29 protein-coding genes and 1 pseudogene are annotated in these 25,690 nt (G+C 70.3%); 11 read left to right on the top strand and 19 right to left on the bottom strand.

Translation table 11 applies throughout. The annotated features are described in order from the left end of the window. Positions 1 to 42: 42 nt before the first annotated feature. Positions 43 to 768: a methyltransferase domain-containing protein gene (locus tag ACQUFX_RS29450; RefSeq protein WP_428963440.1), complete on the bottom strand. Its 726-nt coding sequence runs from the start codon at positions 766 to 768 to the stop codon at positions 43 to 45. A gap of 189 nt (positions 769 to 957) precedes the next feature. Further along, the gene (locus ACQUFX_RS29455; RefSeq protein WP_428963441.1) at positions 958 to 2,595 is read right to left on the bottom strand and encodes an ABC-F family ATP-binding cassette domain-containing protein; all 1,638 of its coding nucleotides are present in this window, start codon (positions 2,593 to 2,595) and stop codon (positions 958 to 960) included. Between the two features lie 85 nt (positions 2,596 to 2,680). On the opposite strand from ACQUFX_RS29455, the gene ACQUFX_RS29460 reads away from it, so the two are divergent. The 3 genes from ACQUFX_RS29460 to ACQUFX_RS29470 all read left to right on the top strand — a co-directional run bounded on the left by ACQUFX_RS29460 (position 2,681) and on the right by ACQUFX_RS29470 (position 4,223). Next, a complete protein-coding gene (locus ACQUFX_RS29460; RefSeq protein WP_428963442.1) occupies positions 2,681 to 3,451 on the top strand; it encodes an ROK family protein in 771 nt (256 codons plus the stop codon). Between the two features lie 100 nt (positions 3,452 to 3,551). Continuing rightward, on the top strand, positions 3,552 to 3,950 hold the full coding sequence (locus ACQUFX_RS29465) for a tetratricopeptide repeat protein (RefSeq protein WP_067363847.1): 399 nt from the start codon (positions 3,552 to 3,554) through the stop codon (positions 3,948 to 3,950). An 18-nt stretch (positions 3,951 to 3,968) separates the two neighbouring features. Beyond that, positions 3,969 to 4,223 carry a Smr/MutS family protein gene (locus ACQUFX_RS29470; RefSeq protein ID WP_013736060.1) on the top strand — a complete coding sequence of 85 codons (255 nt, stop codon included), beginning with the start codon at positions 3,969 to 3,971 and terminating at the stop codon, positions 4,221 to 4,223. 57 nt (positions 4,224 to 4,280) lie between these two features. On the opposite strand, the gene ACQUFX_RS29475 is transcribed toward ACQUFX_RS29470, so the two are convergent. The 12 genes from ACQUFX_RS29475 to ACQUFX_RS29530 form a co-directional block, all read right to left on the bottom strand. Continuing rightward, positions 4,281 to 5,522: a tyrosine-type recombinase/integrase gene (locus ACQUFX_RS29475; protein WP_428963443.1), complete on the bottom strand. Its 1,242-nt coding sequence runs from the start codon at positions 5,520 to 5,522 to the stop codon at positions 4,281 to 4,283. Between the two features lies 1 nt (position 5,523). Continuing rightward, the gene (locus ACQUFX_RS29480; protein WP_428963444.1) at positions 5,524 to 5,718 is read right to left on the bottom strand and encodes a helix-turn-helix domain-containing protein; all 195 of its coding nucleotides are present in this window, start codon (positions 5,716 to 5,718) and stop codon (positions 5,524 to 5,526) included. Beyond that, positions 5,715 to 5,918 carry a hypothetical protein gene (locus ACQUFX_RS29485; protein ID WP_428963445.1) on the bottom strand — a complete coding sequence of 68 codons (204 nt, stop codon included), beginning with the start codon at positions 5,916 to 5,918 and terminating at the stop codon, positions 5,715 to 5,717. The genes ACQUFX_RS29480 and ACQUFX_RS29485 overlap by 4 nt, the downstream gene beginning before the upstream one ends. Positions 5,919 to 6,009: 91 nt before the next feature. Further along, the gene (locus ACQUFX_RS29490) at positions 6,010 to 7,602 is read right to left on the bottom strand and encodes a replication initiator (RefSeq protein ID WP_428963446.1); all 1,593 of its coding nucleotides are present in this window, start codon (positions 7,600 to 7,602) and stop codon (positions 6,010 to 6,012) included. Then, positions 7,599 to 8,516: a DUF2637 domain-containing protein gene (locus ACQUFX_RS29495; protein ID WP_428963447.1), complete on the bottom strand. Its 918-nt coding sequence runs from the start codon at positions 8,514 to 8,516 to the stop codon at positions 7,599 to 7,601. Before ACQUFX_RS29495 ends, ACQUFX_RS29490 begins: the two co-directional genes overlap by 4 nt. 130 nt (positions 8,517 to 8,646) lie before the next feature. Beyond that, on the bottom strand, positions 8,647 to 8,991 hold the full coding sequence (locus tag ACQUFX_RS29500) for an RRQRL motif-containing zinc-binding protein (RefSeq protein ID WP_428967122.1): 345 nt from the start codon (positions 8,989 to 8,991) through the stop codon (positions 8,647 to 8,649). Positions 8,992 to 9,767: 776 nt separating this feature from the next. Next, complete coding sequence (locus tag ACQUFX_RS29505; RefSeq protein ID WP_428963448.1) at positions 9,768 to 10,484, bottom strand: GGDEF domain-containing protein; 717 nt, start codon at positions 10,482 to 10,484, stop codon at positions 9,768 to 9,770. Continuing rightward, positions 10,481 to 10,984, bottom strand: coding sequence for a DUF6197 family protein (locus tag ACQUFX_RS29510; RefSeq protein WP_428963449.1), 504 nt, complete (start codon positions 10,982 to 10,984; stop codon positions 10,481 to 10,483). The genes ACQUFX_RS29505 and ACQUFX_RS29510 overlap by 4 nt, the downstream gene beginning before the upstream one ends. Positions 10,985 to 11,069: 85 nt before the next feature. After that, positions 11,070 to 11,261 carry a hypothetical protein gene (locus ACQUFX_RS29515; protein WP_428963450.1) on the bottom strand — a complete coding sequence of 64 codons (192 nt, stop codon included), beginning with the start codon at positions 11,259 to 11,261 and terminating at the stop codon, positions 11,070 to 11,072. After that, on the bottom strand, positions 11,258 to 12,157 hold the full coding sequence (locus ACQUFX_RS29520; RefSeq protein WP_428963451.1) for an FtsK/SpoIIIE domain-containing protein: 900 nt from the start codon (positions 12,155 to 12,157) through the stop codon (positions 11,258 to 11,260). Before ACQUFX_RS29520 ends, ACQUFX_RS29515 begins: the two co-directional genes overlap by 4 nt. A gap of 111 nt (positions 12,158 to 12,268) precedes the next feature. Then, a complete protein-coding gene (locus tag ACQUFX_RS29525) occupies positions 12,269 to 13,201 on the bottom strand; it encodes a hypothetical protein (RefSeq protein WP_428963452.1) in 933 nt (310 codons plus the stop codon). A gap of 123 nt (positions 13,202 to 13,324) precedes the next feature. Then, complete coding sequence (locus ACQUFX_RS29530) at positions 13,325 to 13,654, bottom strand: hypothetical protein (protein ID WP_428963453.1); 330 nt, start codon at positions 13,652 to 13,654, stop codon at positions 13,325 to 13,327. 204 nt (positions 13,655 to 13,858) lie between these two features. On the opposite strand from ACQUFX_RS29530, the gene ACQUFX_RS29535 reads away from it, so the two are divergent. Together ACQUFX_RS29535 and ACQUFX_RS29540 are read left to right on the top strand one after the other, a co-directional pair. Further along, positions 13,859 to 14,617, top strand: a complete 759-nt coding sequence (locus ACQUFX_RS29535; RefSeq protein ID WP_428963454.1) for an XRE family transcriptional regulator — start codon at positions 13,859 to 13,861, stop codon at positions 14,615 to 14,617. 4 nt (positions 14,618 to 14,621) lie between these two features. Beyond that, entirely contained in the window at positions 14,622 to 15,092 is a 471-nt protein-coding gene (locus ACQUFX_RS29540; RefSeq protein ID WP_428963455.1) for an NUDIX hydrolase, read from the top strand. Here ACQUFX_RS29540 and ACQUFX_RS29545 read toward each other — a convergent pair. The 4 genes from ACQUFX_RS29545 to ACQUFX_RS29560 all read right to left on the bottom strand — a co-directional run bounded on the left by ACQUFX_RS29545 (position 15,080) and on the right by ACQUFX_RS29560 (position 17,871). Beyond that, positions 15,080 to 15,643, bottom strand: coding sequence for an HD domain-containing protein (locus tag ACQUFX_RS29545; protein ID WP_428963456.1), 564 nt, complete (start codon positions 15,641 to 15,643; stop codon positions 15,080 to 15,082). The two genes, ACQUFX_RS29540 and ACQUFX_RS29545, sit on opposite strands and share 13 nt — an antisense overlap. Positions 15,644 to 16,638: 995 nt before the next feature. After that, positions 16,639 to 16,980, bottom strand: a complete 342-nt coding sequence (locus tag ACQUFX_RS29550; RefSeq protein WP_428963457.1) for a type II toxin-antitoxin system RelE family toxin — start codon at positions 16,978 to 16,980, stop codon at positions 16,639 to 16,641. Then, positions 16,899 to 17,279, bottom strand: coding sequence for a hypothetical protein (locus ACQUFX_RS29555; RefSeq protein ID WP_428963458.1), 381 nt, complete (start codon positions 17,277 to 17,279; stop codon positions 16,899 to 16,901). The genes ACQUFX_RS29550 and ACQUFX_RS29555 overlap by 82 nt, the downstream gene beginning before the upstream one ends. Before the next feature lie 154 nt (positions 17,280 to 17,433). After that, a complete protein-coding gene (locus tag ACQUFX_RS29560) occupies positions 17,434 to 17,871 on the bottom strand; it encodes a GntR family transcriptional regulator (RefSeq protein ID WP_428963459.1) in 438 nt (145 codons plus the stop codon). A gap of 338 nt (positions 17,872 to 18,209) precedes the next feature. On the opposite strand from ACQUFX_RS29560, the gene ACQUFX_RS29565 reads away from it, so the two are divergent. After that, positions 18,210 to 18,425, top strand: coding sequence for a flavin reductase (locus ACQUFX_RS29565; RefSeq protein ID WP_428963460.1), 216 nt, complete (start codon positions 18,210 to 18,212; stop codon positions 18,423 to 18,425). Further along, a complete protein-coding gene (locus tag ACQUFX_RS29570; RefSeq protein WP_428963461.1) occupies positions 18,422 to 18,595 on the top strand; it encodes a hypothetical protein in 174 nt (57 codons plus the stop codon). The genes ACQUFX_RS29565 and ACQUFX_RS29570 overlap by 4 nt, the downstream gene beginning before the upstream one ends. Positions 18,596 to 18,620: 25 nt before the next feature. On the opposite strand, the pseudogene ACQUFX_RS29575 reads toward ACQUFX_RS29570, so the two are convergent. Continuing rightward, positions 18,621 to 21,000: pseudogene (locus ACQUFX_RS29575) on the bottom strand (M28 family peptidase). Between the two features lie 282 nt (positions 21,001 to 21,282). Between ACQUFX_RS29575 and ACQUFX_RS29580 the strand changes: the two are divergent. From ACQUFX_RS29580 to ACQUFX_RS29595, 4 genes are read left to right on the top strand one after another with little or no spacing between them, the layout of a single operon-like run. Further along, positions 21,283 to 22,533, top strand: a complete 1,251-nt coding sequence (locus tag ACQUFX_RS29580) for a PP2C family protein-serine/threonine phosphatase (protein ID WP_428963462.1) — start codon at positions 21,283 to 21,285, stop codon at positions 22,531 to 22,533. Positions 22,534 to 22,538: 5 nt separating this feature from the next. Beyond that, a complete protein-coding gene (locus ACQUFX_RS29585; protein WP_428967123.1) occupies positions 22,539 to 24,320 on the top strand; it encodes a sensor histidine kinase in 1,782 nt (593 codons plus the stop codon). Then, positions 24,317 to 24,769, top strand: a complete 453-nt coding sequence (locus ACQUFX_RS29590; RefSeq protein ID WP_428963463.1) for a response regulator — start codon at positions 24,317 to 24,319, stop codon at positions 24,767 to 24,769. The genes ACQUFX_RS29585 and ACQUFX_RS29590 overlap by 4 nt, the downstream gene beginning before the upstream one ends. After that, positions 24,762 to 25,580 (top strand): inositol monophosphatase family protein, encoded by an 819-nt coding sequence (locus ACQUFX_RS29595; protein ID WP_428963464.1) that lies wholly within the window; start codon positions 24,762 to 24,764, stop codon positions 25,578 to 25,580. Before ACQUFX_RS29590 ends, ACQUFX_RS29595 begins: the two co-directional genes overlap by 8 nt. The last annotated feature ends 110 nt before the right edge of the window (positions 25,581 to 25,690 follow it).

Here is a 25,690-nt window from a genome sequence, read left to right on the forward strand (position 1 = left end):
GGCTCCCGCCCGGCCCCTGGTCGGCTTCCGCCCGGCTCCCGGTCAGGCGAAGAAGCGGGCCAGGTGGGCGGGGGTGGGGCCGGGGGCGTCCGGCGGCAGCGGGGTCAGGTCGGCGAAGATGCTCGCGCCGTCGGAACCGGCGTGCAGGGGGTACCAGCGCGGGGTCCCGGGTGGCCGCTGCACGCAGATCCCCTTGACCGTCTGCACGTCCAACAGCCGGACGTGGGTCGGGTCGGCGACCGCGTTCACATGCCCCCACCAGGGGCTCATCACGTGCAGGACACCACCCGGCCGGAGCACCCGGTGGCACTCGTCGACCAGCGGCAGGAAGTCGATCAGGTGCTCCAGGATGTGCACGGCGAAGAGGACGTCCACCGAGTCGTCGGCCAGGGGCAGGGAGCCGGAGAGGTCGGCGACCGCGTCCACCCCGGGCGCGGGGAAGATGTCCAACCCCAGGTTCCCCGGGTACTGCTTGGTGCCGCCGCAGCCCAGGTCGACCACGACCGGTTCCCGTCCGGCCACCCGGACCCGGCACCAGACGCCGAACACCCCGGCGAGCCGGCCCAGCCGGTCCCGTACCAGCCGCAGGTGGGTGGCGTCGGGGACCTCGCCGGTCACGTGCGCCACCCCCCGGTCGAAGCGCACCCGTACCGCCAGGTCGCGGAGCCGGTCGTCGTGGGACACCTGGTCCGCCCACGCCTCGGCGAGGAACTCGTCGACCGCCCGCAGCCGCTCGGCCGAGGGCGGAGTATGGGTCAGCGCGACCATGGGCCACCTCCGGCCGGCCCGGTACCCGCATCATGCCCCGGTATGCCCGATCCTCGCCGCTGTCACCCGAACGGGCGCGGGTGTAAGGAGGGGCCCCCTGTTAACGCATACGGTAGAGAAGGGGCCCCTTCTCACCCCGACGTGTTAATAAGGGGCCCTTCCTTACACCGGGGCGGGTGGGGGTGGGGGTCAGTGCTCGGTGACGTGGCCGGCGTCGACCCGGAGGCGTCGGGTGGTGTGCACCGCGTCCAGCATCCGGCGGTCGTGGGTGACCAGCAGGAGGGTGCCCGGGTACCCGGCCAGCGCCGACTCCAACTGCTCGATGGCCGGCAGGTCCAGGTGGTTGGTCGGCTCGTCGAGCACCAGCAGGTTCACCCCGTGCCCCTGGAGCAGGGCGAGGGCGGCCCGGGTCCGCTCGCCGGGGGAGAGGGTCGCCGCCGGCCGCAGCACGTGGTCGGCGCGCAGTCCGAACTTGGCCAGCAGGGTCCGCGCGTCCGCCGGCGACAGCTCCGGTACGGCCAGCCGGAACGCGTCCAGCAGCGGCTGGTCGCCGAGGAAGAGTTGCCGGGCCTGGTCCACCTCACCGACCACCACCCCGGGGCCGAGGGTGGCGTGGCCCCGCTCCAGCGGCAGCCGGCCCAGCAGCGCGCCGAGCAGCGTCGACTTGCCGGAGCCGTTCGCCCCGGTCACCGTCACCCGGTCCGCCCAGTCGATCTGGAGGTCCACCGGCCCGAGCACGAAGTCGCCCCGGCGGACCACGGCGTCGCGCAGGGTGGCCACCACGGCACCGGCGCGGGGCGCGGCGGCGATCTCCATCCGCAGCTCCCACTCCTTGCGCGGCTCCTCGACCACCTCCAGCCGCTCGATCAGCCGTTCGGTCTGCCGGGCCTTCGCCGCCTGCTTCTCGCTCGACTCGGACCGGAACTTGCGGCCGATCTTGTCGTTGTCGGTGGCCTTGCGCCGGGCGTTGCGGACGCCCTTCTCCATCCACGACCGCTGGAGGCGGGCCCGCGCCTCCAGGTCGGCCTTCGTGTCGGCGTACTCCTCGTACTCGGCGCGGGCGTGCCGGCGGGCCACCTCCCGCTCCTCCAGGTACGCGGCGTACCCGCCGCCGAAGTGGTTGACCTGCTGCTGGTGCAGGTCCAGCTCCAGCACCCGGGTCACCGTGCGGGTGAGGAACTCCCGGTCGTGGCTGACCAGCACGGTGCCGGCCCGCAGTCCGGTGACGAACTGCTCCAGCCGTTCCAGGCCGGCCAGGTCCAGGTCGTTGGTGGGCTCGTCGAGCAGGAAGACGTCGTACCGGCTGAGCAGCAGCGAGGCGAGCCCGGCGCGGGCCGCCTGGCCGCCGGAGAGCCCGGTCATCGGGTGGTCCAGGTCGACGGTGAGGCCCAGGTCGGCGGCGACCTGCTCGGCCCGTTCGGCCAGGTCGGCGCCGCCGAGGGCGAGCCAGCGCTCCAGCGCGTCGGCGTACGTGTCGTCGGCGCCCGGGGCGCCCCCGGTCAGCGCCTCGGTGGCGGCGTCCAGCGCGGCCTGGGCCCCGGTCACCCCGGTCCGGCGGCCGAGGAAGTCGCGGACCGTCTCGTCGGCCCGCCGCTCCGGCTCCTGCGGCAGGTGCCCGACGGTGGCGGTGGGCGGGCTGAGTGCGATCGTCCCGGCCTCGACCGGCAGCAGACCGGCGAGGGTACGCAGCAGCGTCGACTTGCCGGCGCCGTTCACCCCGACCAGGCCGACCACGTCCCCGGGGGCGACCACCAGGTCCAGCCCGGAGAAGAGGAGCCGGTCGCCGTGCCCGGCGGCGAGATCCTTGACCACCAGCGTCGCGCTCATCAATGGTCGAGCCTAGCCCCGCCGGCCCCGCCGATTTCGGGCACCCGGCGCGCCCCGCTCGGCGGTACGGGGCAGACTCGCGGGAGTGGTGACCACTCTGGCGATCGACTGCGGTGGCGGCGGGATCAAGGCCTCGGTGCTGGACGCCGCCGGCACCATGCGGGCCCGTCCGCTGCGGGTGCCCACGCCGTACCCGCTGCCGCCCGCGCTGTTCGTGAAGACGCTGGTGGAGCTGGGGGCCCGGCTGCCCACGGCGGAGCGGGTGACCGTCGGGATGCCCGGCATGATCCGGCACGGCGTGGTGGTGGCGACCCCGCACTACGTGACCCGCGCCGGCCCCCGGAGCAGGGTCGACCCCGCGCTGCTCGCCGAGTGGTCCGGGTACGACGCCCGCGCGGCGCTCGCCGACGCCTTCGGGGTACCCGCGCTGGTCCTCAACGACGCCGAGGTGCACGGCGCCGGGGTGGTCGCGGGGACCGGCTGCGAGCTGGTGTTGACCCTGGGCACCGGGCTGGGCAGCGCGCTCTTCGACGGCGGGATGCTCGCCCCGCACCTGGAGCTGTCCCACGCCCCGGTGCGCTGGGGCACCACCTACGACACGTACGTGGGGGAGCCGGAGCGCCGCCGCCTCGGCGACGGGTTCTGGTCCCGCCGGATCCGGCAGGTGGTCGACGGGCTGCGTCCGGTGGTCCGCTGGGACCGCCTCTACCTGGGCGGCGGTAACTCCCGGCTGATCCGTCCCGAGCAGCTCGCCCGGATGGGCGACGACGTGGTGGTGGTGCCGAACACCGCCGGCATCGTCGGCGGCGTGCGCGCCTGGGACCTGGTCGCCGGCCGGTACGACCCGACCGGCTGACCGGGGTTCGGTGCAACTTCCATCCGGGGAACACTCGCGGTCCCGGCGATGTTGTGCCAGCGTCGGGGAAGTGGCGTGGCGACACCAGGAGGTGGGTCGGATGGACTTTCTGGCCGAGTACCGGCGGGCGACCATGTTCTTCGAGGCGGGCGACGCGGGCGGCGCGGCCCGGCTGCTGGAGCCGATCGTGGCGGCGGAGCCGGAGAACTCCTCGGTGCGCCAGTTGCTGGCCCGGGCGTACTTCCAGTCCGCCCAGCTCAACCGGGCCGAGGAGCAGTTGCGGGAGCTGGTCGACCGCGACCCCAGCGACCACTACGCGCACCACGTGCTCGGGCGGACGCTGGAGCGGCTGAACCGGCCCGTCGACGCGCTGCGGCACCTGCGCATCGCGGCGGCGATGCACGGGACGAACACCGACTACACCACGGCGCTGCGCCGGGTCGAGTCGCGGGTCGGGGGCGGTGCCAACGGCTCTACGATGAGGCGGCACGCGAGCTGAGCGGAGGGGCGGCCGGCGGTGAAGCTCAAGCTGGACCTGCACGACATCTTCAACAAGGGCCACGACATCGACCGGGCGCTGCGCGGGATCATGGACGAGGCGGTGGCCAAGAAGGCCACCCTCGTCGAGATCATCCCCGGCAAGGGCTCGGGCCAGCTCAAGAAGCGGGTGCTGCGGTTCCTCGACCAGAAGGACGTCAAGCAGCTCTACCATCGGGTGGAGAAGGACTCGAAGAACTTCGGCCGTCTCTTCGTCCACTTCCGCTGGAAATAGCTACGACATGGCCTCTGACCTGCCTCGCAGGCCGCTACCAGGGCCGTTGAACCATGATCATGCCGTGTCCAGGCCGTCAGAGGCTTGCGGAGCATCATCGCTGCCTTGGTCTTCACCGAGTGCCTTGTCGATGGCGCGGCGGGTGCGATCCTCGCTGGCCGGCAGCAGGTGTGTGTAGGTCCGGAGGGTGAAGCCAGGGTCCGCGTGGCCCAGGTAGGCCGACAGAGCCTTGATGCTCTCCCCGGCGTCCAGGAGGACCGAGGCGTAGGTGTGCCGCAGGACGTGCATCCCGTTGTGTCGGTCGTCCGGGATGCCGGTCGCACGGATTGCGGGCTTCCAGACACCGGAGTTGAACATCGAGCGGGACAGCGCCAGGCCGGTGGGTGTCGTCAGGTACAGCTCTACAGTTCGCGGCTCACCGGTCAGGGTCGCCCACGGCAGGGTCACCGCGACCGGCGGGCAGTCCTGCGCGTGTTGTCTCAGCCTGCCCGCTACCGAGTCCGGCAACGGAACCTCGCGGGACTTGCCGCCCTTCGGTGGCGCGAAGATCAGCGAGCCGCGAACGAGTTTGATCTGCCGAGTGATATGCAAAACGGGGCGGGCCGGGTCGAGATCTCCGGGGCTGACCGCAAAGATTTCCCCTTGCCGTAGGCCGCAACCCGCGCCCAGGTCCACCGCTACCCGGTACCGGGGCTGCACGTTCTTGCGAAACGCCGTCAATCGGGTGACCGGCCACGGCACCACCTTGGTTGGAGCGGGCTTCGGCCGGCGAATGCTCTTGACCGCGAAAGGGTTGCTGACAATCTTTTTGTCGTCCACTGCCGCGTTCAGAACCATGGACACATCGGTGAACAGGACCCGGCGGTAACCTACCGACAGCCCTTTCTCCTGAATCTTCCGCGCCCACTCTCTGATTGTCGTCGGCTGAATGGCCGCGATCGGTTTGTGACCGAAGATCGGGTATACGTGCAGTCGGAGTTCGTACTCGATGCGGTCGCGAGTCAGGACATCGGTGGTCGCGGCGGCGAGCCATTCGTCCGCGTACTGCTTGAAGGTGGTGCGCCCGGCGTCCGGGTCGACGTAGGTGCCCTTGAGGATGTCAGCTTGGACGTTGGCGAGGAACGCTTGTGCCTCGCGCTTTTTCTTGTCGGGGAACGACTGGGATTTCTCTTTGCCGTCCGGGGCGATGTACCGGACGCGGTAGCGCATTCCCTGCCCGCACTCTGGCTTTGGTTCCTGCCGAGCTTTCCCATCCGGGCCGGCAACCGTCTTGTACCAGCGGTCAACGATGTGGGCCATGTCAGGCCGCCTGAGACTGATCGGCGAACCAGGTGCGCACCGAGGCCGGGTCGTAACGGAGGTGCCGGCCGACCCGGGCGGCGGGTGGTCCGTACTTGCGTTTGCGCCACTGGTAAAGCGTCTGCACCGGCACCCGGAGGTAGGTCGAGACATCTTCGACCTCCCAGAGGGGTTCGGGCGTAGCGGGTGCGGTCATCGGGGCTCCTTTCGGGTGATGGTGATGTAGGCGCGGCTTTCGCCGCTGTAGCCGGCGGGGCGGGTGCTGGTGCGGCAGGTGACCCGTTCGCGGCCGTAGTGGGCGACGAGTTGGGCGGCGATGGTCGCGGCGTGGGCGGTGACGGTGGCGGTCGGGCCGATGAGCCGGACCGCGACCAGGGCGCGGGGTCGTGTGGGCATGGCGCTCCTTCCAGGGGGTCGGTCGGGTGAGGTGGTTGCTTGCGCTGTGGAGTTGTCAAGGAACGGCTACACAGGCGTTGACACGTACGTGTCAAGCGGCCAGGGGTTGGACCGCGCGGGCGGCGGTGAGTTCGTCGGCCAGGGCGTCGAGGCCGGCGAGGTGTCGGGCGCGGGCTTGGGCGGCGGCGGTGTTGGCCAGGAGGGCGTCTCCGGTGGTGATCCAGCCGGTGGCTTGGTAGCCGAGTTCGTAGATGACGCGCTCGGTCTGCTCGTCGTCCCAGGTGTGGGGGTGGCCCTCGGTGCGCCGCCAGATGGTGCGTTGGAGCCGGAGGAAGCCGAGGGTGACGGAGAAGGCGCGGCTCTTGGTGGCGATGTGGCCGCCGTAGCCGAACTGGTGCGCCCACCGCCGTAGGCGGGCGTAGTCGGGGTGCTCGCCGAGGTCCCAGCAGGCGCGGATCAACCGGCCGAGGTGGGTGCGCGGGTCGCCGTGGACTTCGACGGAGAGGTCGTCGACGCGGCGCAGGCTCAGGCCGGTCACTTCGGTGCTCTTGGTGACGTACTTGGCGATGTAGCCGGTGATCTGGGCGAGGTTGACGGTGCCGCCGGGGGCGTTGACGTGCTTGAGGTCCAGGCCCTTTTCACCCCAGGCGATGCGCCACCCGTGCCCGTTGTTAGCGGGGTGTGGCGCGGAGGTGTAGGCGGTCTTGACGAACGCGGTCCGGACGGCGTGTTCGAACATGTCGCGGGTGATGGCGGCCGGTGGTGGGGCGATGGCGTCGGGGCAGTCGGGGTTGTGGCCGTCGAGGCGGATGAGGGCGTGGTAGTGGATGACGCCGCGTACCTGGAATTCGTAGACCTTGATGTAGCGGCGGCGTAGGTCGACGCCGTGGGCGCGGCCGAGGCGGCGTAGCTCGCGGTCGGCTTGTTGGATGGTGCGGCGCCACAGCTCGGGTGCTTCGTGGTTCCAGATGACCTGTGCGGTGTGGTCGTAGCAGTCCAGGCAGAACGGCTGCCCGAGGCGGGTATCGCTGGCCTTGTGCCGGGCGGTGCAGCGGATCTCGACGCCGTGCGGACAGACCCGGCCAAACGGGCGGCAGATCTCTGGACGGCAGGTGCAGCCGTCCTTCTTCCGGCAGTCGGCGGCATGCACTTTCACGACCCGGTGGTGCACCGGCCCGAACGAGGGGGCGGTGGCGGTGAGGAAGATGGCGATGTGCTCGTGCAGCGGTGGTAGTCCCCACCGGTCGCCCTGGAGCCCGGCCTTGACGAGGTGGTACGTGTCGCGCCGGTACAGCTCGGCGCAGGACGGGCACACGGCGGCGCGGCGGTTGCCGCAGGGGGTGTAGATCGCGCCGTCGGGCATGTCCTCGGTGTCGATGGTGACCATGCGGTTGCCGTCGGCGTCGTTGACGTGGATCTGCCCAGCCAGCCGGATCGGGTGCTTGCACGCCGAGGCCGCACGGACGTGGCCGAGCCATTCGGGATAGTCGGGATCTTGGGCGCGGGCGCGGCCGGAGGCGACGGTGCGGGGGTCGTGGCCGCGCACCCAGCCGTCGGCGGTCAGGTCGCGGGTTCCGGTGTTGGGGGTGGCCCAGGGCCAGTAGCCGTCGGTGGTTTCGGCGCATGCTCCCGTGCCCGAAACCGTGGTGGTTTCGGGCGCGAGAGGCAACGTCGAGGACGTCACGCGGTGGCTCCCACAGCGGTGCCGTTGTGGGTCTTGTCGTTGATGCTCGGATCGGTGGTCAGGGCCGTGAGGATGTCAGCGGCCGTGTGGGTGGGGACGCGGAGCCGGACGGCGAGTTGGCCGGGGGTGATGGGTTCACCGTGGGCTTTCTCATGGGCCGTGGCGACGATGCGGGCGTTGGACAGCATCGCCGGAGCCGGTGCGGCCGGCTTGGTGGCCGGGGTCGCGGGTGCGGTCGTGTCCGGGACCGGAGTCGGCGCGGGTGCGGTCGACTCGGTCGGGGTGGTCGTCTTGGGTGCGGTGGTCGTCTTCGTCGGGGTGGTGCGCTTGCGAGGTGCCGCAGTCTTCTTCGCCGGGGTGCTCTTCTTGATGGGGTTGGTGGCCGTGGTGTTCTTCGCGGCTGCCGGGCGGACCTTCGCGTCGGCGGTGATGTCGGGTGACGACGCCGGGGCGGAGGTGGCCGGCACCAGTGCCGGGGCAGGGTTTGACGGCCGGGTGTCGGTGCGGTGTTTGGCGGCGAGGAGTGCGGCGGTGGCCATGAGCATCAGGCCATCGACGGCGACGGGACCGAACCAGATGACCAGGGTTCCTTCGTCGTAGTGACGCAGGAGCCCGGACAGGTGTTGGTAGGACACGAACGCGGCGACCAGGGCCACGGGCGGCAGCCCGACCCAGCGCAGCACGTCCCAGCCCCAGCCGTTCGGCCAGGGGGTGCGGGCAAGGATTTCGATGGCGATGAACAGGAACAGCGGCCAGACGATCGCGGAGACAACCGCGCCCGGCTCAGGAGTCCAGTTCTCGGGTGCGCCCTTCGGGGCGATGAAGGAGTGGGCGATGTTCGCGGCGACGGAGACGAGTCCGCCGAGGATCAGGCCGAGGTAGGCCCAGCGTGAGGGGCGAAGGTTCGATGTCATCGTGGGTTCCTCCGGGGTCGGCGAGTGCGGAGGTGGGCGCAGTCGGTGCAGCGGGGACCCTTTTCGAAGGGGCCGAGTTCAGTGCCGCAGTTGGCGCACAGGCGCAGGTCGTATTCGTCGGGAATGGGGGTCATCGGTCGCCTCCGTGGCAGTCGAGGCATGCGCCGGTTCGGCGGGGGATGTAGTAGGGCTGGACCTGGCCGCATTCGGGGCAGGTACGCCGGGCGGTGAGCGCCTTGTCGATGGCCGCCAGTTGGGCGGGAGTTGCGGTCCGCTTCGGGACGGCGAGGTCGAGGCGGAACAGGTAGGCGACGCGCTTGCCGCGCCGCCAGAGGATCTGCGCGGCGGGTTCCTGGCCGCCGGGGCGCAGGTCGCGGGCGCGGAGCTGTCGGCGGGTGAGCAGGTCGCCGGGGGCGAACTTGTAGGGGTAGGTCGGCATGCCGTAGCGCTCGCCGGTCGGGTCGTAGAACACCATCGGGTCCTCCGAGTCGGCGTCGTCCTGGTCCTGGTCGTCGTCCTTGTCCTCACCGCCGTTGCCGGTGGTGAAGGTGGGGTGTTCGTAGGTGTCGCGGTCGATGTCCTCGGGCAGGAACGCCGCCGAGCAGACCGCGCAGACGATCGGCCCCTCTTCGAAGGCCGTGGTGGAGATCCGCAGCTTGCGGGGGCACTCGCACTCACACGAGACGCCGTTGTTGTTGTTCGTGCGCTGCTTGCCCTCCCCGGTCGGTTCGGGGTGGCGGTAGAAACGCAGCGCGACCGAGAGGCCGGCGATGGTGGCCTTGTAGCGGGCGCGGGTGAGGTCGGTCAGGGTGCAGGGCGAGTAGCCGAGCTTGTCGTCCTTGGTGGTCGACATGCCGAGTTCAGCGGCGAGGGTGGCGAACTTCTTGTTGTGCCAGCGGCCCTGCCGGGAGGTGTCCTGCACACCTCTGGCGTCGGCCAGAGCGTGGGTCGCTTCGTGCAGGAGGGTGGTGAACACGGCCTCCGGTTCGCGGGACAGTCCCTCACCGGAGATGAGGATTTCGGGGAGTTGGGTGTCGCCGGCCTGCCAGCGCAGGGAGGCGAAGTGGCCCCACTTCATGCCCTGGCTGGCCTTGGTGGGCGAGCCGGAACCGACCACGATCACGGCGGCCGGAACCTCGGAGTGCTGGGCGCGGATCGCGGCCCAGGCGGATTCGAGTGCGCCGACGAGTGCGGCGGTGGAGATGTCGTTTTGACACGTACGTGTCACGTCGGTGATCGAGGTAGCGGTGCTCATGCGGCCCTCCAGGTGGTCGGGGCGGCGGCAAGGGGACTGGTGGGGCGGGCCAGGTCACGGGGCCGGTCGGCCGCAGCCATGGCGGGGGTGTCGGTGGTGGCCGTGTAGACGGCGGTCGTCCGGCGGTTCGCGCGGGCGGCGTACATGGCCAGGTCGGCGCGGTGCAGCCAGGTCGCGGCGGGGTGGCCGGGGTGGGCCAAGACCGCGCCGAGGGTGGCGCCCACCGCCAAGGGGTGGGCGTGGTAGGTGACCGAGGTGGTCAGCCGGGTGTGGATGTGGGTCAGCCAGCCGGTCAGCCAGATGTCCGGATCGGGCGGGGTGGCGGGGCCGGTGGTGATGACGGCGAACTCGTCACCGCCGAGACGGGCGGCGATACCGGCGGGACCGGCGATGCCGGTCAGCCGGTGGGCGACGGTGGTAAGGATGTGGTCCCCGGCGTCGTGGCCGTGGGTGTCGTTGACCTTCTTGAAGCCCACCAGGTCGACCAGGACGACAGCCACCGGACGGCCGGTGGTGTGGGCGGAGGTGATCAGGGTGTCGGCGGCGGCGGTGAGGCCGGCGCGGTTGTGGATGCCGGTCAGCGGGTCGTGACAGGCGGCGTGTCGGACGGTGGCGAGTTCGGCCCGCAGGCTGTGGCGGGCGGTGAGGTAGCCGGCGGTCGCGGCGGCGCTGATGGCGCTGGCGGTGACCAGGGCGCGCAGGCGGGGGCTCATCGGGCGGCCCGCCAGGCGAGGAAGCCCTCACGGGTGGGGTGCTTCTCGGCCCACGCGCAGGCGTCGGCGTAGGTTTCGAGGTCGTCCTCGGTGGCGTGCGACCAGTCGTAGTCGTCAGCGGCGGCCCGCAGGGTGGTGATGACCTGCTCGGCGGTGCGGGTAGGCCGGTCGTTCCAGTCGAACGGGTTCGGGTTGTCGCAACCGGTGAGGGTGTTGAGGTCCAGGTAGTCGACCAGGTAGGTCACGGCGCGGTTGTAGTCGCGGAAGCCCGGATCGCCGTCGGGGGCAAGGGCGAGGAAGGTGACACGGCCGTAGGCAGCCATGCCGAGCGCGCCGTCGACGCACGCGGGCGGGAACGGGTTGTCCTCGGTGGGGGCGTAGTAGGTGCCCTGGTTCCAGCCGTGCAGTTCGAGGTAGCGGGCGGCGCAGCGCAGGATGTCGGCCGGGGTGAGGTCGGCCAGCGCGCCGGGGCTGTGGGGCTGTTTGTGGGTAGGGTTCATGGCGGCCACGTCCTTTCGTGGGCGGTGGTTGGGTCGGCAGGCCGGGGTTGCTTTCTCAGGGCTGGTCCCGGTCTGTCGGCCGCTTCTATCGGTGGTGCAGGTGGAGCCGGAGGAACACCCGCTGCCGGTTGTCGTGCTCACCGGCGGGGGTGGGTGCGGAGCGGAAGACGAGCGCGCCCGAGCGGCGGGCGATGGCGGTCAGGGCGGCGATGTCCTCGCCGTCGCCGATGAGCACGAGGTCCAGGACGCGAGTCGGGACAGCGGTCCGGGTTTTCATGCCGCGACCTTCGCGGCGTAGGCGGTGGCGTGCCGCTCGGCGGGGGTGACCAGGCCGCTACGGCGGCGGGTCCAGGTGGCGTAGTCGGCCACGCGGATGATGTCGGCATCCGTCATGTAGGCGGCCTTGACCCGGTTCGGGATGCCGCCTTCGGCGATGAGGTAGCCCTCGCCCTGGTTGTTCGGGTCGATGCTGTTGGACGAGAAACCGCGGGCGTACCAGCCGTGCCCGAGCACGATGTCCGAGGACACGTCGTTGGTGCAGCGGCCGGCGAACCGCCACGCGAACAGGTCCCGCAGCGACGGCGGGATGATGTCCGAGGACGGGCGCTGAGTCGCGGCGGCCACGATGATGCCGACGGCGCGGCCACGGGCGACGATGTCGCGCAGCAGCGCGGCGAACAGTTCCTGGGTCTTCTTGTCCCCGGCGGTGGCGGAGAAGTAGGCGATCTCGTCGCAGGCCACGAGGATCTGACCGAACAGGTCGTTCGGGCCGATCTTCCGACGCCGCCGGGACAGCAGGAACGTGTAGCGGTTGTCCATCACGGTCTGCACCCGGCGAAGGGTGCGGATGGCGTGGTCCATGTCCGGGCCGACGAACACGTCGGCGGCGTCCTTCCACAGCCCGAGTTCGACCTGCTTGCCGTCCAGCAGGCACAGCCGCACGTCCGGGCACAAAGCGGCGTGACCGACGATGGTGTTCAGCAGGCTCGACTTACCGGCACCGGGCTCTCCGCCGATCAGGATGTTCCGGTAGATCATCGGCAGGTAGACGGCCTGGCCGAACTCATCGATGCCGAGGAAAATCGGGTCGAAGATGGACAGGCCCGCCCCGACCGGCACCGTCTGCGGCGCGTCCGGCGGGGTGGGAAGTTTGAGGGTGTCCGTGAGATCCATGGCAGGGCTCCCGGGGTCGGTTGACACGTACGTGTCAATGCGGGTGGGGGAGGGGGAGGGAGGGGCGCGGACTCTTGACCCGTGTGGGGTGCTCGGTCCGCGCCGTCCCGGTCAGGCGTAGTCGGAGGGGTCGAACCCGTTCGGGCTCTCGGTGGTGGGGGTGTTGCGCGGCTTGCGCGGCCGGGGGGTGTCGGCGGTCGTGGTGACCGGCTCGTCCGGCACGTCGGGCAGGTCCAGGCCGACAGGCGGCATGCCCGGTGAGGTGGGGGCGTTGACCGGCACGTCGGTGGGCACGTAGTCCGGCAGCGGGGACACGACCTTGCCCGCCAGGGGTTCGCGGCGGGTGATGTCGATGCGGATGAACGCGGCGTACTTGCGGTTGGCGCGCATGACGCGGACCTCGTTGGCCCAGCACGCCACGGCCAGTTTCTGCACCTGGCCTTCCTGCTCCAGGTCGCGCAGGGACAGGCCGGGACGCAGCCACACCCACACCCGCTCCCCTGCCGGGGTGGGCCGGGCGGGCAGGATCAGCGGCAGTGAGCCGTGCCGGTTGGTGGCGATGAACGCCGCGAAGCACAACCGCAGGCGGTGCCGGACGATCAGGCACCAGATCCACGCCATCACAGGGCGGCGCACGGGTGTGATCGCGGCCGGGACGCCGACGACCAGGGCGACGATGAGCAGCGAGCCCCACAGCGGGGTGGACTGCATTAGCGTGGTCCAGCCGTAGACGGCGGCCAGGCCCAGCACGATTTCCGGCAGCCAGTGCCAGAAGACGCGCAGCACCGGCCACGCCACGATCAGCGCGAACACCACCGCGCCGAGCACCGCACCCAGGACGACACCGAGCAGAGCACCCACGATCGGGTGCAGGTAGTGAGAGGCCACCGTGGCGGCCAGCAGGCCGACCACACCGAGGGTGACCCAGAACGCGATGACGGCCCGACGACGGTACGAGCGGGCAACCGGCGCTTCGATGACAGTGACGTTGTTGCCCCCACGGTTCGACCAGCCGAACGGGGACCTTTGGCTAGACTTGGACACGACAAGTCCTCCCTACTCAGGGAACGGATCTGTTGGCAGGACGCGGGGTCGCAGACGACGCCAATCAACGGCGACCCCGTGTCCACCTCTTCGCTTCTGTGGAGCCGATCGAGAACGCCGCCGCTAGGCGGCGGTGTCCATCGCGGTCAGGGCCGAAGCCCGGAACGCGACACCCGAGCGGACCTTGCCGTCGCGGTCGTTGACCCAGGGCAGCGCCTCCAGGTCCACGGGCACGACCGGCTGACGAACGGTCACCGCCGGCATGGTCGGGCTGACCACCGTCACGTTGATGACCTCGGCGCTACCCTCCGCTAGGGCGTAGAGCTGCACCGCCCACATCGGGGCCTTCGTCTCCCGGTCGAACTTCTGCTGACCGGTCTGGTCCAGCTTCGGCACCGGGTTGACCGCGACCTCGTACGACACCTTCGAGGTGTCCAGCAGCAGACGTCCCATGACTGACTCCTTCTCGACTAGGGCTCTCCCACCTTGGGAGACTGCCCGGCTTGCCTTTCCCGCCGCACCATTTGTGGCGGCGGCTTCGATGGCAACAGCATTGCGCGAGGGGAGGGGACGGGTTCACCACGCACTGTAGACAACCGAGGGACGACTTTGTTAGAGTAAGTCGTCCCTCCTAATCGTCCCGACTGAGGAGCACCCATGCGGAACGAACGTCTCCGTGAAGCGATGTTGAACTGTGGGGTAAGCCTCCCTGTGCTGGCTGAGCATGTCGGCGTCGATCCGAAGACGGCGGAGCGGTGGGTAACTCAGGGGCGTATCCCATATCCGCGCTACAGGCGTCCAATAGCGCGCCTGTTGAAGCAGAACGAGACGTACCTCTGGCCGGATGCCATCACTGCAACGCGGAAGACTGAGCTGGCGAAATCCGAGCTGGTGACGGTGTATCCCCGTAGAAGTGCCGTGCCTGAGAATCTATGGCGGGAACTTCTGGATCAGGCCACGGAGCGAGTCGGCATCCTCGTGTACGCTGGTCTATTCCTCGTGGAGCAGGACCGGAAGTTTATCGACAAAGTACGAGCGAAGGCGGAGAGCGGCGTCGAGGTTCAGATACTGCTTGGAAATCCCGGTAAGCCGGAGATTGAGCAACGGAGCACTGACGAAAGCGTCGCCGGGGTGATGGCTTCCAAGATTCATCAGGTCATGGACCACTACGCCAGGCTGCAAGACGCGCCGAATGTAGCCGTTCGGTTCCACCACACGACGTTGTACAACTCGGTATACCGCTTCGACGACGAAATGCTCGTCAACACTCACGTGTATGGACTTCCGGCACCACACGCCCCCGTGCTGCATCTCCGACAGCTATCGGGAGGGGAATTCTTCGAGACTTACGCCGACAGCTTCGACCGAGTTTGGCAGACCGCCACGGCGGACTGGCCGGAAGCTGTGGCACGCTAGGAGTGTGGCCAGAAGAGACTACTACTACGACCCGGCAGCCCCGCAGGCGAACAGCATCGTGGTTGCTGTCACCGTGTTTGCTCAGGATGACGAGGGCCGAGTCTTGCTGATTCACCGCAGCGACAACGACTTGTGGTCGTTGCCCGGAGGTGCCCAGGAGGTCGGCGAGGACATCAGAGGCACGGCAGTGAGGGAGACTCGGGAAGAAACCGGCGTCGAAGTCAGAGTGACCGGTTTGGTCGGGATCTACAGCAACCCGAATCACGTCGTCGCCTACGACAACGGCGAGGTGCGACAACAGTTCGCGATATGTCTCCGCGCGAGGAGTGCTGGCGGAAATCTCGCAACCAGTTCTGAATCAGTAGATGTCCGTTGGGTCCGGCGAGACGAACTGGAATCGCTTTCGATGCATCCTTCGACCCGAATCCGTGTCTCACATGGCTACGACCACGACGGCAAGCCTTACATTGGCTGAAGCGACGAAATTCGCTGCTTCGTACGCCGGACGGCGGCTAGTATCTCGGGTTCCGCCTTGGTAATGAATCGAGTGACCAGGTGGTCGGGTCCGTAACGGGACCTGATTTCGGCCAGTCGGTCAGCCGCTTCGAAGTCTTGGCCGTCCGGACCAGTCGTCATGTCGCAGTAGCAGAGGGCGTCGGCGGTTGGCGAGTCCTCGCGAGGAAACTCATCGGTGAGAGTTGCGTCCAAGTTTCGTTCGACCGCTTCCAGCCGGGCGCACGAATGATAGGCAACAAGAGCTGTTACGCGGTTATCAAACCCATGGTCACGAAGCCACCGAGCACCATCTAGCGAATGAAAGCCAGTGGATACCAAAGTGGGGCTGTAGCCGACGTCATGGAGCCACGCAGCCACGACGAGAGCGGAACCATCTGATGAAGGCAGCATGCGGCAGATGCGTTCAGCCTTAGCCCCCACCGCTTGGACGTGACTCCACCGACGAGGCAATGCATCTTCAAGGAGGTATTGAGCAAGAGATCGCGCCTCAGCGACAGTCGGCAGAGTCATGCTGTGAGCTTACGGGCAGCGACCAGAGATCGCTACAGCGTCGGGTCGGGTCGATAGTTCTTGCTGGAGCTACTTGCATCAGGGGAGGCTTTCCATGGGGAGGCTTTCCAATGGTGTGAGAACTTTCTGTACGGGATCAAGGCGGCCCGCTTCGCAGGCCGCTCGCGCCGCCGAACCAGGGCCGGGCCGATGGCCCGCCGCCGCGCCTCTGGCCTTCGGCCGCCAGCGCGTCGGTTTTAGCCCGCCGGCGGCGCGACATACGAAGAAGCCCCGGGCCGCCATGATGAGTGGCAGTTCCGGGGCTTCGATGTTGAGGGCGACGACCAGGGCGTGCCTCCGGCGGGGCGCTCAGGCACTCCAGGATGGTTGGCGCCATCCTGACAACCTTCGTCCGGGCAGAGCCGAGCGGATGGGGCCTGCCCGGTCAAGGTCGTTCAGACGGTGGTGTGCTCCACCTTGACCGGGCAGGCCCCACCCACTCCATGATGTGCGGACGAAGGCCGACAGGATGGCTAGGGGCGCAGCCGGGGGAGAGGGCGAGGCGGTTCAAGATCAGGCCGTTTCCAGGCCGTCCAAGGGGAGCCGAGGGTGACCAACGTTGACCATCCATGGCAGACGTATCGGCAGGTCAGCGGCGCATGCGTCCGGTTTGATCGACTACGCCCCCGGCCTAGATCAATACCGCTGGAAGTAGCGCCCCGCCCGCCCGGGACCGGAGGCGGCATCGTGTTGAGCGGTATACCTACCAGGCATAATTATGCCTGGTAGGTATACCGCTCGAATGCTTATGGTGCCCGGGACGCCCCACGCCACCGCGCCCGCACCCGGACCGGTCAGCTCACAGGGCCACTGGATCACGATCAGGCCGTCGCCGGCTCCCGGACCGGCGACGGTCCTGTCCAGTCACTGCCGATGCGTCGTACCCTGACCGTCAGGCTAGGGCGAGCACGGCGAAGGGTTCGGCTCTGGTCGGGTGGTCTCCGGAAGCAGATGCCCTAGAAAGACCTGTACACCTCTCGCCGGTGCGCGATCCGGACGACTACTACCAGTACCTGATCACCCAAGATCATGTAGACGATTCGATAATCGCCTACCCGAATCCTCCATCTGTCGTCTCCACCAGACAGCTTGACGCAGCCGGCGGGCCGAGGGTCTTCCGCCAGATGATCGATCGCGGAGCTGACGCGGACCTGAACTGAGCGATCAAGCTTTGCCAGTTCGCGGGTTGCGGCATTGGTGAACTCCACCTTCCATGTCACAGGCCGAGCTCCCGCTTGACGCTGTTCCACGGCTGGGTCGACTCGCCAGCGCGGATCGACTGCAGCGCATCGCTGCATGCCTGGGCGTCTTCCTCGTTGATCGCTTGCTCGATGATGTCTTCGAGCTGTGCAAGCTGCTCACGAGCCCGAGCCCGCAGGGCTTCCGTTCGGTTGGGGTTGCTGGCTACCGACTCCAGGTACTGCCCGATCCTCTCAAGATCGTGAGGATTCAGCGATGTCGGTGGCCCCATCGCCACCACGCGCTGCCCGTGACGAGTCAGGTATACAACATTGCCTTCCTCTGCCGCCTCGACGGCTTCAGACGGCGGCCCGGCGTGAGGTGGCAGCTCATACTCGTACGCGTGGGCTGCAGTCATGGGGTCATGTTAGCGCTGAGTGGAGCCGTAGCCGGCCACCCGGGCGACCTGGTGGATGCACATGCGCCGCGTCCGCTAGAGCGACCTGACCGATAGGCGGTGGCACTGTGGGTTTCCCTCGATCGGGCACCATGAGTGGACCCCCGAGCCTTAGCTAGCCAACGGTACCTGTGGGGCCTTGTGTGCTGACGACGGTCACGGAGTGTGCACCGTATTTCTCCACCTTTCCGTCTGCCCTGGTCACCAGGATGACCGGCTCGCCTTCCTGGAGGCCGAAATTCCGCTGCTCCGGGGGGTCGGGCATCCGGGCCTGCGCCTGGTCTCCCGTCGCCAGGGCGATGAGAGTGCGTTCCTGCTCGCCTCGGACGAAGGTGCCGCGACTGCGCACTACCACGATCAAGCCCTCGCTTCGAAGTTGCTGAAGCGCGCGGCGGACCGTGAGTCGGCTGAGTTGATACTCCTGGGTGAGGCCCAGTTCGGTCGGAACTCGCTGGCCAGGGGCAAGCTGGCCTGAGCGGATGGCTTGCCGTAGCCGGTCCGCGAGTTGCTTCCAGGTGGCGACATCGGGATCGAAGCCGCTCTCACTGCTCACGAGCGCACGTTAAGTCCCTCCATGTTGACGTACTGTTGTGTCGACGTAAGTACAACACCTAGAGTGATGGTTTCTATGTTCGTCGGCGTCAGGGAGGCGGTCATGCCTCGGCATGTCAGCTACGACAGTTACCTCCTGGCAGTTGCCGTGACCCTCGCCCGGCGACATGGGCCGGTCTGGTCGTGGCGGCGGTGGCGCAGGGTGTGCCGCTGTGGAGCGGAGTTGCCCTGCCGCAGCCGACATCGCGTCCCGATCAACCGGGGCCACTGGCCGGAAGAGGAGAGTCCGCGATCGGTGCCGGCCTCGTCAGCGCGTTCCCAGCGGCAGAGGAATGCACGATGACGGTGCACCAGCCGGTGCGGCCGGCCTGGACGTGTGGCGGCTGCGGTGCCGAGTGGCCCTGCGAACCGCAGCGACAGGCGTTGCTCGTCGAGTACGAGCGAGCACGCGTATCCCTGTCATACCTGGCCGCCCACTTCCTCGACGCCGTGCCGGAGTTGACCGAGGTGCCGGTGGCCCACCTGCATCGCCGATTCCTCGGCTGGGCCCGGTGAGCATCCTGCGGCGGGCCGACGAGAAGTTCCACTACAGCGACGGGTCTCACCGGTGGATCCCGCCCGACCCGGATCACGATCAGGAGGTCTGGGACGAGCAGGTCCGCCAGCACCAGCAACGCCACCTCGCCAACGAACTGCCGACGGTCCGCATCCAGCGGCTGGTCTGACGCCGCCGGACCCGGACCACCAGGCTCACAGCTCGTAGGTGCGGGCCACCGCGACCACGTCCGAGCTGTGTGAGCCGACCACGCCCACCCCGCTCGGGCGGGGGCGGAAGCCGGGCAGCCCCGTGAGGCCGTCGCTGCTGTCCATCGCCCGCAGACGTACCGGCTGGCCCGGTTTCGGGGTGACGGTCATGGTGATCTCGACGCCCCCGGGCGGGGGCGCGTAGAAGACGACGCCGAAGTCCCACCGCTGGGTGACGCGGTCCAGGGTGACCGGCCGGCCGGCGACGGTCATCGAGCCGACGACGGCGCTGGTGGTGTCGACGTGCAGGCTGACCAGGCGGGCCTGCCGTTGCGGGGTGAGCCGCAGCCGCAACGTGCGGTTGACGCCCTCGGTGCTCTCGGCCAGCACGTCCAGTGTCGGGGCGGGCAGGTCGGCGGCGGGGGCCGGGGCCGGTCCGCAGGTCCCGCACGCCCAGCCCGGGGAGGTCGTCCACCCGTTCCACGGCACCGACGTACCCGGCGGTCCAGGGCTGCGGGTCGGTCTCGCGGCTGAGCCAGCGGGCCTGCCCGGTGCCGGCGTCCAGGGCGTACATCAGGTGGGTGGGGGCGGGGTGGGCGGCGTCGAAACGGTCGACGGCCAGGCCGACCCCGGCGAGGACCACCGTGGCCAGCGCGGCGGCGAGGGTGGGCAGCCCGCCGAGCCGGCGGGCCCGCAGGGCGACCAGCCCGCGCTGCCCGCCGGCCGCCGGGTGCAGCAGGTCCACCACGGGCAGCACGGCCAGCCCGAGCAGCACCGCGACCAGGGCGGCGACGCCACCCATCGCCATGCCCATCGCCGGAAAGAGCAGCACCACCGTGGGCAGCAGCACGGTCACCGCGACCGCCCCGGCCACGGTCACCGCGACCACCGGCCCCGGCCCGTCGATCCGGGTGCGCAGCGCGACCAGCCCGCCGACCGCGCCGGCCAGCGCGGGCAGGGTGAACAGGTACGCCCCGCCGGGGGCCAGCGCGGCGAGCAGCACCCCGAGCAGGGCCAGCCAGCCCAGCGCGCCGACGGCCAGCGCGGCCGGGCCGGCCCACCGGCGCAGCAGCGCGTACCAGCCGGTGAGCACCGTGGCGGCCAGCGCCAGCACGGCCAGCCGGTACCAGGTCGGGCGGTACGGATCGAGCAGCTCGGCGTGTTCGGGGCGGATCGTGGTGACCCCCCACCAGAGCGCCTGCGCGCCCACCGGGGCGACCACGATCGGCACCACGCCCAGCCCGAAGCCGGCGACCAGCCGGCCGGTGCCGGCCCGGCCCCGGCGGCGGGTCAACCAGCCCAGCGCGGCCACCGCCACCAGCGCGGCCAGCGCCAGCGGCCAGGTCAGCCAGCCCGGGTACCGGACCAGCCCGCCCGGCACCGGGAAGTAGGTGGCGTCGTGCCCGGCGCGCAGCCCGGTCAGGTCGACCCGGCCGAACTCGCGGGCCAGGCCGAGGGTGTTGTCGCCGTGGTGCTGGAGGCTGCGCCGGTCCACGCTGGCGGCGGTGTCCAGCGGGGTGTGGTAGATCGCCCCGCCGTCGATGTAAGCCGAGTTCAGCCCGGCGAAGTCGCGGCCCGGGAAGGCGGTGAAGTCGGTGTCGTTGGGCAGCGCCCGGTAGACCTCCACGGCGAACGAGGTGCCCACCGGGTGCGGCGCGGCCCGGCCGAAGACGTCCACCAGGGCGGCGTTGTCCCGGGACGTCTCGAACATGATCACCGGCCCGGTGGAGCCGCGCGCCTCCAGGTTGAGCACCACCCCGCCCTCGGCAGCCAGTGGATGGCCGCCGACGAACGCCGACGCCCCACAGAGGCAGGCCTCCTCGGCGTCGGTGAGCACGAAGACGACGTCGTTGCGCGGTCGCGGGCCGGCGGCCAGGGCGCGGGCCACCTCCAGGATGGTCGAGGTGCCGGCCGCGTTGTCGTTGCCGCCCGGCCCGGTCTGCACCGAGTCGTAGTGCGACACCAGGAAGACCCGGCCGGTCGGGTCGGTGCCGGGCAGCCGGGCCACCACGTTGCGGACCCGGGCCAGGGTGGCGCCGCCGGCCCCGCCGCTGAGCTGGCCGGCCTCCGGAGCGACCGTGTCCTGCACCTCGGTCTCCAGGCCCAGCCCGCGTAGGGTGCGCTCGACGTGCTGGCGCACCCGGTCGTTGGCGGGGCTGCCGACCGGGTGCGGCTCGGCCGCCACCACCTCGACGTGCTGGTACGCCCGGCCGGCGCTGAACTCGTCGGCCGGGGCGTCGACCGGCCGGGGCGCCGGGGTACGCAGGTCGAGCAGGCCGGCGGCGCCGACCGCGGCGAGCGCGGCGAGGGCGAGCAGGGCGGCGAGTGGGCGGCGGCGGGGGCGGGCCAGGGCCCGGTCCTCGGGGCGGGTGACAGGGACGCCCACTGGGTCTCCTCGGGGGTGGGGCCGGTGGTGCGCACCATCCTGCACGCTCTCGGGCCGCAGCGGGGACTCGCGCCGGCCGGAACCACAGGAGTTCGACTTGCCGGAAAAAACCACCCCCGTACCGTTGACGGTGGAGCCGGGCGCGCTCCCACCGGACCGGGGGCCGGAAGGGCACGCCGGTGCCGGCCTCGGCGCGTCGTGTGCGACCGTTGTCTAATACAGGATCGGCGAGGCACTCGGAAGGAGCCTGACATCAGCAGCGATCTCCCGCGCCTCGCGGCGGTGACCCGGCAGCACCGGGTGGCCGGCCGGGCCGGACCTGCCGTCGTGCCGCACCCCCTGCCGCAGGGTGGTCTCGGGCACCACCCCGGCCTCCCTCCCGGCGAGCGGCTGCGCGTGTTGCTGGTCGAGGACGACGAGGGGGACGCCTTCCTCGTCGGTGAGCTGCTCGCCGAGACCAACTCGATGATCGACCTGCTGGTCGCCACCAGCCTCAGCGAGGCCCGGCAGCGGGTGATGGGCGTGGACTGCGTCCTGCTCGACCTGGGCCTGCCCGACGCGCAGGGGCTGGACGGGCTGCGCCAGGTGCTGGAGATGTCCAGCGGTGCCGCGGTCTGCGTGCTCACCGGCCGTACCGACGAGCACCTGGGCATCGTCGCGGTCGCCGAGGGCGCCCAGGACTACCTGGTCAAGGGGCAGGTCGACGGGGTGCTGCTGACCCGCGCCCTGCGGTACGCGGTCGAACGCAAGCGGGCCGACGAGAACGCCCGCCGGCTGCGTGAGGTGGAGCTGCGCCAGGCGGAGTCCGCCCGGTTGGAGCGCGGCCTGCTGCCCCAGCCGCTGATGTCCACCGACCAGATCGCGGTGCACACGTTCTACCGTCCCGGCCGGCACGCCGCCCTGATCGGCGGGGACTTCTACGACGTGGTGCAGACCCGGCCGGACCGGGTCGACCTGATCGTCGGCGACGTCTGCGGGCACGGGGTGGACGAGGCGGCCCTCGGGGTCGAGCTGCGGGTCGCCTGGCGGGCGCTGATCCTGGCCGGCGTGCCGGACGACGAGGTGCTGCCGGCGTTGGAGCAGGTGCTGATGAGCGAGCGCCGGTTGCAGGAGATCTTCGCGACCGTGGCGACCACCCGGCTGGACATCGACGCCAACCGGGCCACCGTCCGGCTGGCGGGTCATCCCCCGCCCCTGCTGCTCTCCGGCGGTAAGGTCGCGCCGGTGCCGGCACCGGGCGGTCTGCTGCTCGGCGTACGACCCCGCCGGCCCGTGGCCTTCGACCTGGAGTTCGACACCGATGACTGGTCCCTGCTGATGTACACCGACGGCCTGATCGAGGGGCGGGTGGGCGCCGGCGACGAGCGGCTCGACGTCTCCGGACTGACCGGGCTGCTCGACGAGCCGGCCAACCACGCGGTGCCGCTGCCCGAGCTGCCCGCCTGGCTGGTCGGCCGGGCGGAGCAGCTCAACGGCGGCCCGCTCGCCGACGACGTGGCCATGCTGCTGGTGAACCGGGGTGACAGCCGGTGACCACCATGCCGACGAACGGCTGGACCCTGCGCCGCCGGGTGGTGGCCATGCTCGCCGTGGTGGGCGTGCTGCTGGTCGCGCTGGCCGGCGCCGAGGCGGTGGTGGCCTCGCAGAACCGCCAGTACACCGACGCGGCGCTGACCGAGACCGGTCCGTTGCGGGTCCATGGGCAGGAACTGCTCAGCGTCATGCTGGACCAGGAGACCGGGGTCCGCGGGTACGCGGTCAGCGGCGACCGGGCCGACCTCGTCCCGTACGAGGAGGGGGTGCGTCAGGAACGGGACATCGTCGCCGCCATCAACCTGCTGATCGACGACTACCCGGGCATCGCCCAGGAGCTGCGGCTGGTCGAGGAACGGGCCGAGCAGTGGCGGTCGACCGTGGCCGAGCCGGTGATCAACGCGACCACCGCCAACGGCCCGGCCGCCGGGCAGGCCCTCCTCAACGACCAGGCCCGGCAGCAGTTCGACGGCATCCGCAGCGCGATCGAGGCCCTCCAGGCCGAGATCCTCACCGCCCGGGACCGGGTCGTCACCGAGATTGAGCGCACCGGTGACCTGCTGGTCCTGCTGCTGATCGTGGCGGCGGTGGTGGTCGTGCTGGCCGGTACCGTCCTGCTGCTCTCCCTGGAGAAGATGGTGGTCCGCCCGCTGACCTCGCTCGCCGGGCAGGTGCGCGAGGTGGCCGACGGCGACTACCGGCACCGGATCGCCGGGGAGGGGCCGCCGGAGTTCCTCGCCCTGGCCGAGGACGTCGACAGCATGCGGCAGAAGATCGCCCGGGAGCTGGACGAGGTCCGGGAGGCCCGGGAGCGGATCGAGTGGGTCAACAGCCAGCTCCAGAAGCAGGCCGAGGAGCTGGTCCGCTCCAACCGTGACCTGGAGCAGTTCGCCTACGTCGCCTCGCACGACCTGCAGGAGCCGCTGCGCAAGGTGGCCAGCTTCTGCCAGTTGCTCCAGCGCCGGTACGCCGGCCAGCTCGACGAGCGCGCCGACCAGTACATCGCCTTCGCGGTGGACGGTGCCCAGCGGATGCAGCGCCTGATCAACGACCTGCTGGCCTTCTCCCGGATCGGGCGGCTCACCACCGGCTTCACCGACGTCGACCTGAACCGGGTGATGGCCGAGGTGGCCGGGCAGACCGAGGCGGGCCGGCAGTACGCCGACGCCGAGCTGACCTGGTCGGAGCTGCCGGTGATCCGGGGCGAGGAGCCGCTGCTGACCAACCTGCTGGTCAACCTGGTGAGCAACTCGGTGAAGTTCCGCCGCCCGGACGTGCCGCCGAAGGTGCACGTCTCGGCCCGGCTGGTCGACGGCGAGTGGGAGATCTCCTGCCAGGACAACGGCATCGGGATCGAGCCGGAGTTCGCCGACAAGATCTTCGTCATCTTCCAGCGGCTGCACTCCAAGGACGCCTACCCCGGCACCGGCATCGGGTTGGCTATCGTGAAGAAGATCGTGGAGTACCACGGCGGCCGGGTCTGGGTCGACACCGGCACCCCGGAGGGTACGGCGATCCGCTTCACCCTCCCGGCCCGGGACGAGGACGTCGAGGCCGCCGTGGCGGCGGAGGCGGCCGAGGACGCGGCGACCGGCGAGGACGCCGCCGACCCGGCGACGGACGGCCCGGTCGACGCCGACGCGGACGCCGCGACCGGTGCCGCGGTCGACGACGGCGGGGCGGACCGGAGCGGGCCGGCCGTGCGGCAGGCGAGACGGCAGGACACCCCGGACCCGGCCGGTGAGCCGGGTGGTGGCACAGGTGGCACGAAGGAGACGGTGGGATGACCGCGCCGGCGGACGGCAAGAGCCCGATCGAGGTCCTGCTGGTCGAGGACGATCCGGGTGACGTCCTGATGACCCAGGAGGCGTTCGAGGAGCACAAGCTCCGGAACCGGTTGACCGTCGTCTCCGACGGGGCCGAGGCGTTGGCCTACCTCCGACGGGAGGGCCGGTACGCCGACGCGGTGACCCCGGACCTGATCCTGCTCGACCTCAACCTGCCCCGCCGGGACGGCCGGGAGGTGCTGGAGGAGATCAAGAAGGACGAGCAGCTCTGCCGGATCCCGGTGGTGGTGCTCACCACCTCGCAGGCCGACGAGGACATCCTGCGCAGCTACCAGCTCCACGCCAACGCGTACGTGACCAAGCCGGTCGACTTCGAGCGGTTCATCTCGGTGGTACGGCAGATCGACGAGTTCTTCGTCAGCGTGGTGAAGTTGCCGCCGCGTGGCTGACACCCTCCTCGACGACGTCGCCGAGCTGCTCCGCGACACCGCCGCCGACATCGTCCTGCCGCTGTTCCGCAAGCTCGACGAGGCGGACATCACCGAGAAGGCCCCCGGCGAACTGGTCACCGTCGCGGACCAGCGGGCCGAGGAGATGATCACCGCCGGGCTGCGCCGGCTGCGCCCCGGCTCCGTGGTGGTCGGCGAGGAGGCGGTCGCCGCCGACCCGGGCCTGCTGCGCCACCTGGGCGGCGGCGGGGACGTGTGGGTGGTCGACCCGATCGACGGTACCGCCAACTTCGCCGCCGGCCGGCGGCCGTTCGCCCTGATGGTGGCCCTGCTGACCGACGGCGAGCCGGTCGCCTCGTGGATCCTGGACCCGCTGGCCGGCACCCTCGCCACCGCGCGGGCCGGCGCGGGCACCCGGCTCGACGGTCACCGGGTCGAGCCACCCGTCGCGGGCGCCGGTCCGGCCGCGCTGCTGGGCAGCGTCACCACCCGGTACCTGCCGGCGGCCACCCGACAGCGGGTCGAGGCCGGCGCCACCCGGCTCGGCGGGCTGGTCCCCGGGCACCACTGCGCCGGCCGGGAGTACCTGGACCTGCTCACCGGCCAGCGACAGTACGTCCTGTTCTGGCGGACCATGCCGTGGGACCACGCGCCCGGCACGTTGCTGCTGCGGGAGGCCGGTGGGGTGGCCAACCGCCTCGACGGCAGCGCCTACCACCCGGCCGAGGAGGGTCTGGGCCTGCTGATCGCGGCCTCCCCGCAGGTCTGGACCGAGGTCCACGACGCCCTGCTCGGCGAGCTAGGCCACTAGCGCACCGCCCGCCCGTCGCCGACGGTGACGGTGGTGGGGCGCTGGGTCGAGATTTCGCGGACCGGGGGCGCGCGGTCCCGGTCGGTGCCGCCCGGTCCGGTATCGTGACC

The organism is Micromonospora fluostatini (genome assembly GCF_050410825.1).
In the GTDB taxonomy this organism is placed as follows: domain Bacteria; phylum Actinomycetota; class Actinomycetes; order Mycobacteriales; family Micromonosporaceae; genus Micromonospora; species Micromonospora rosaria.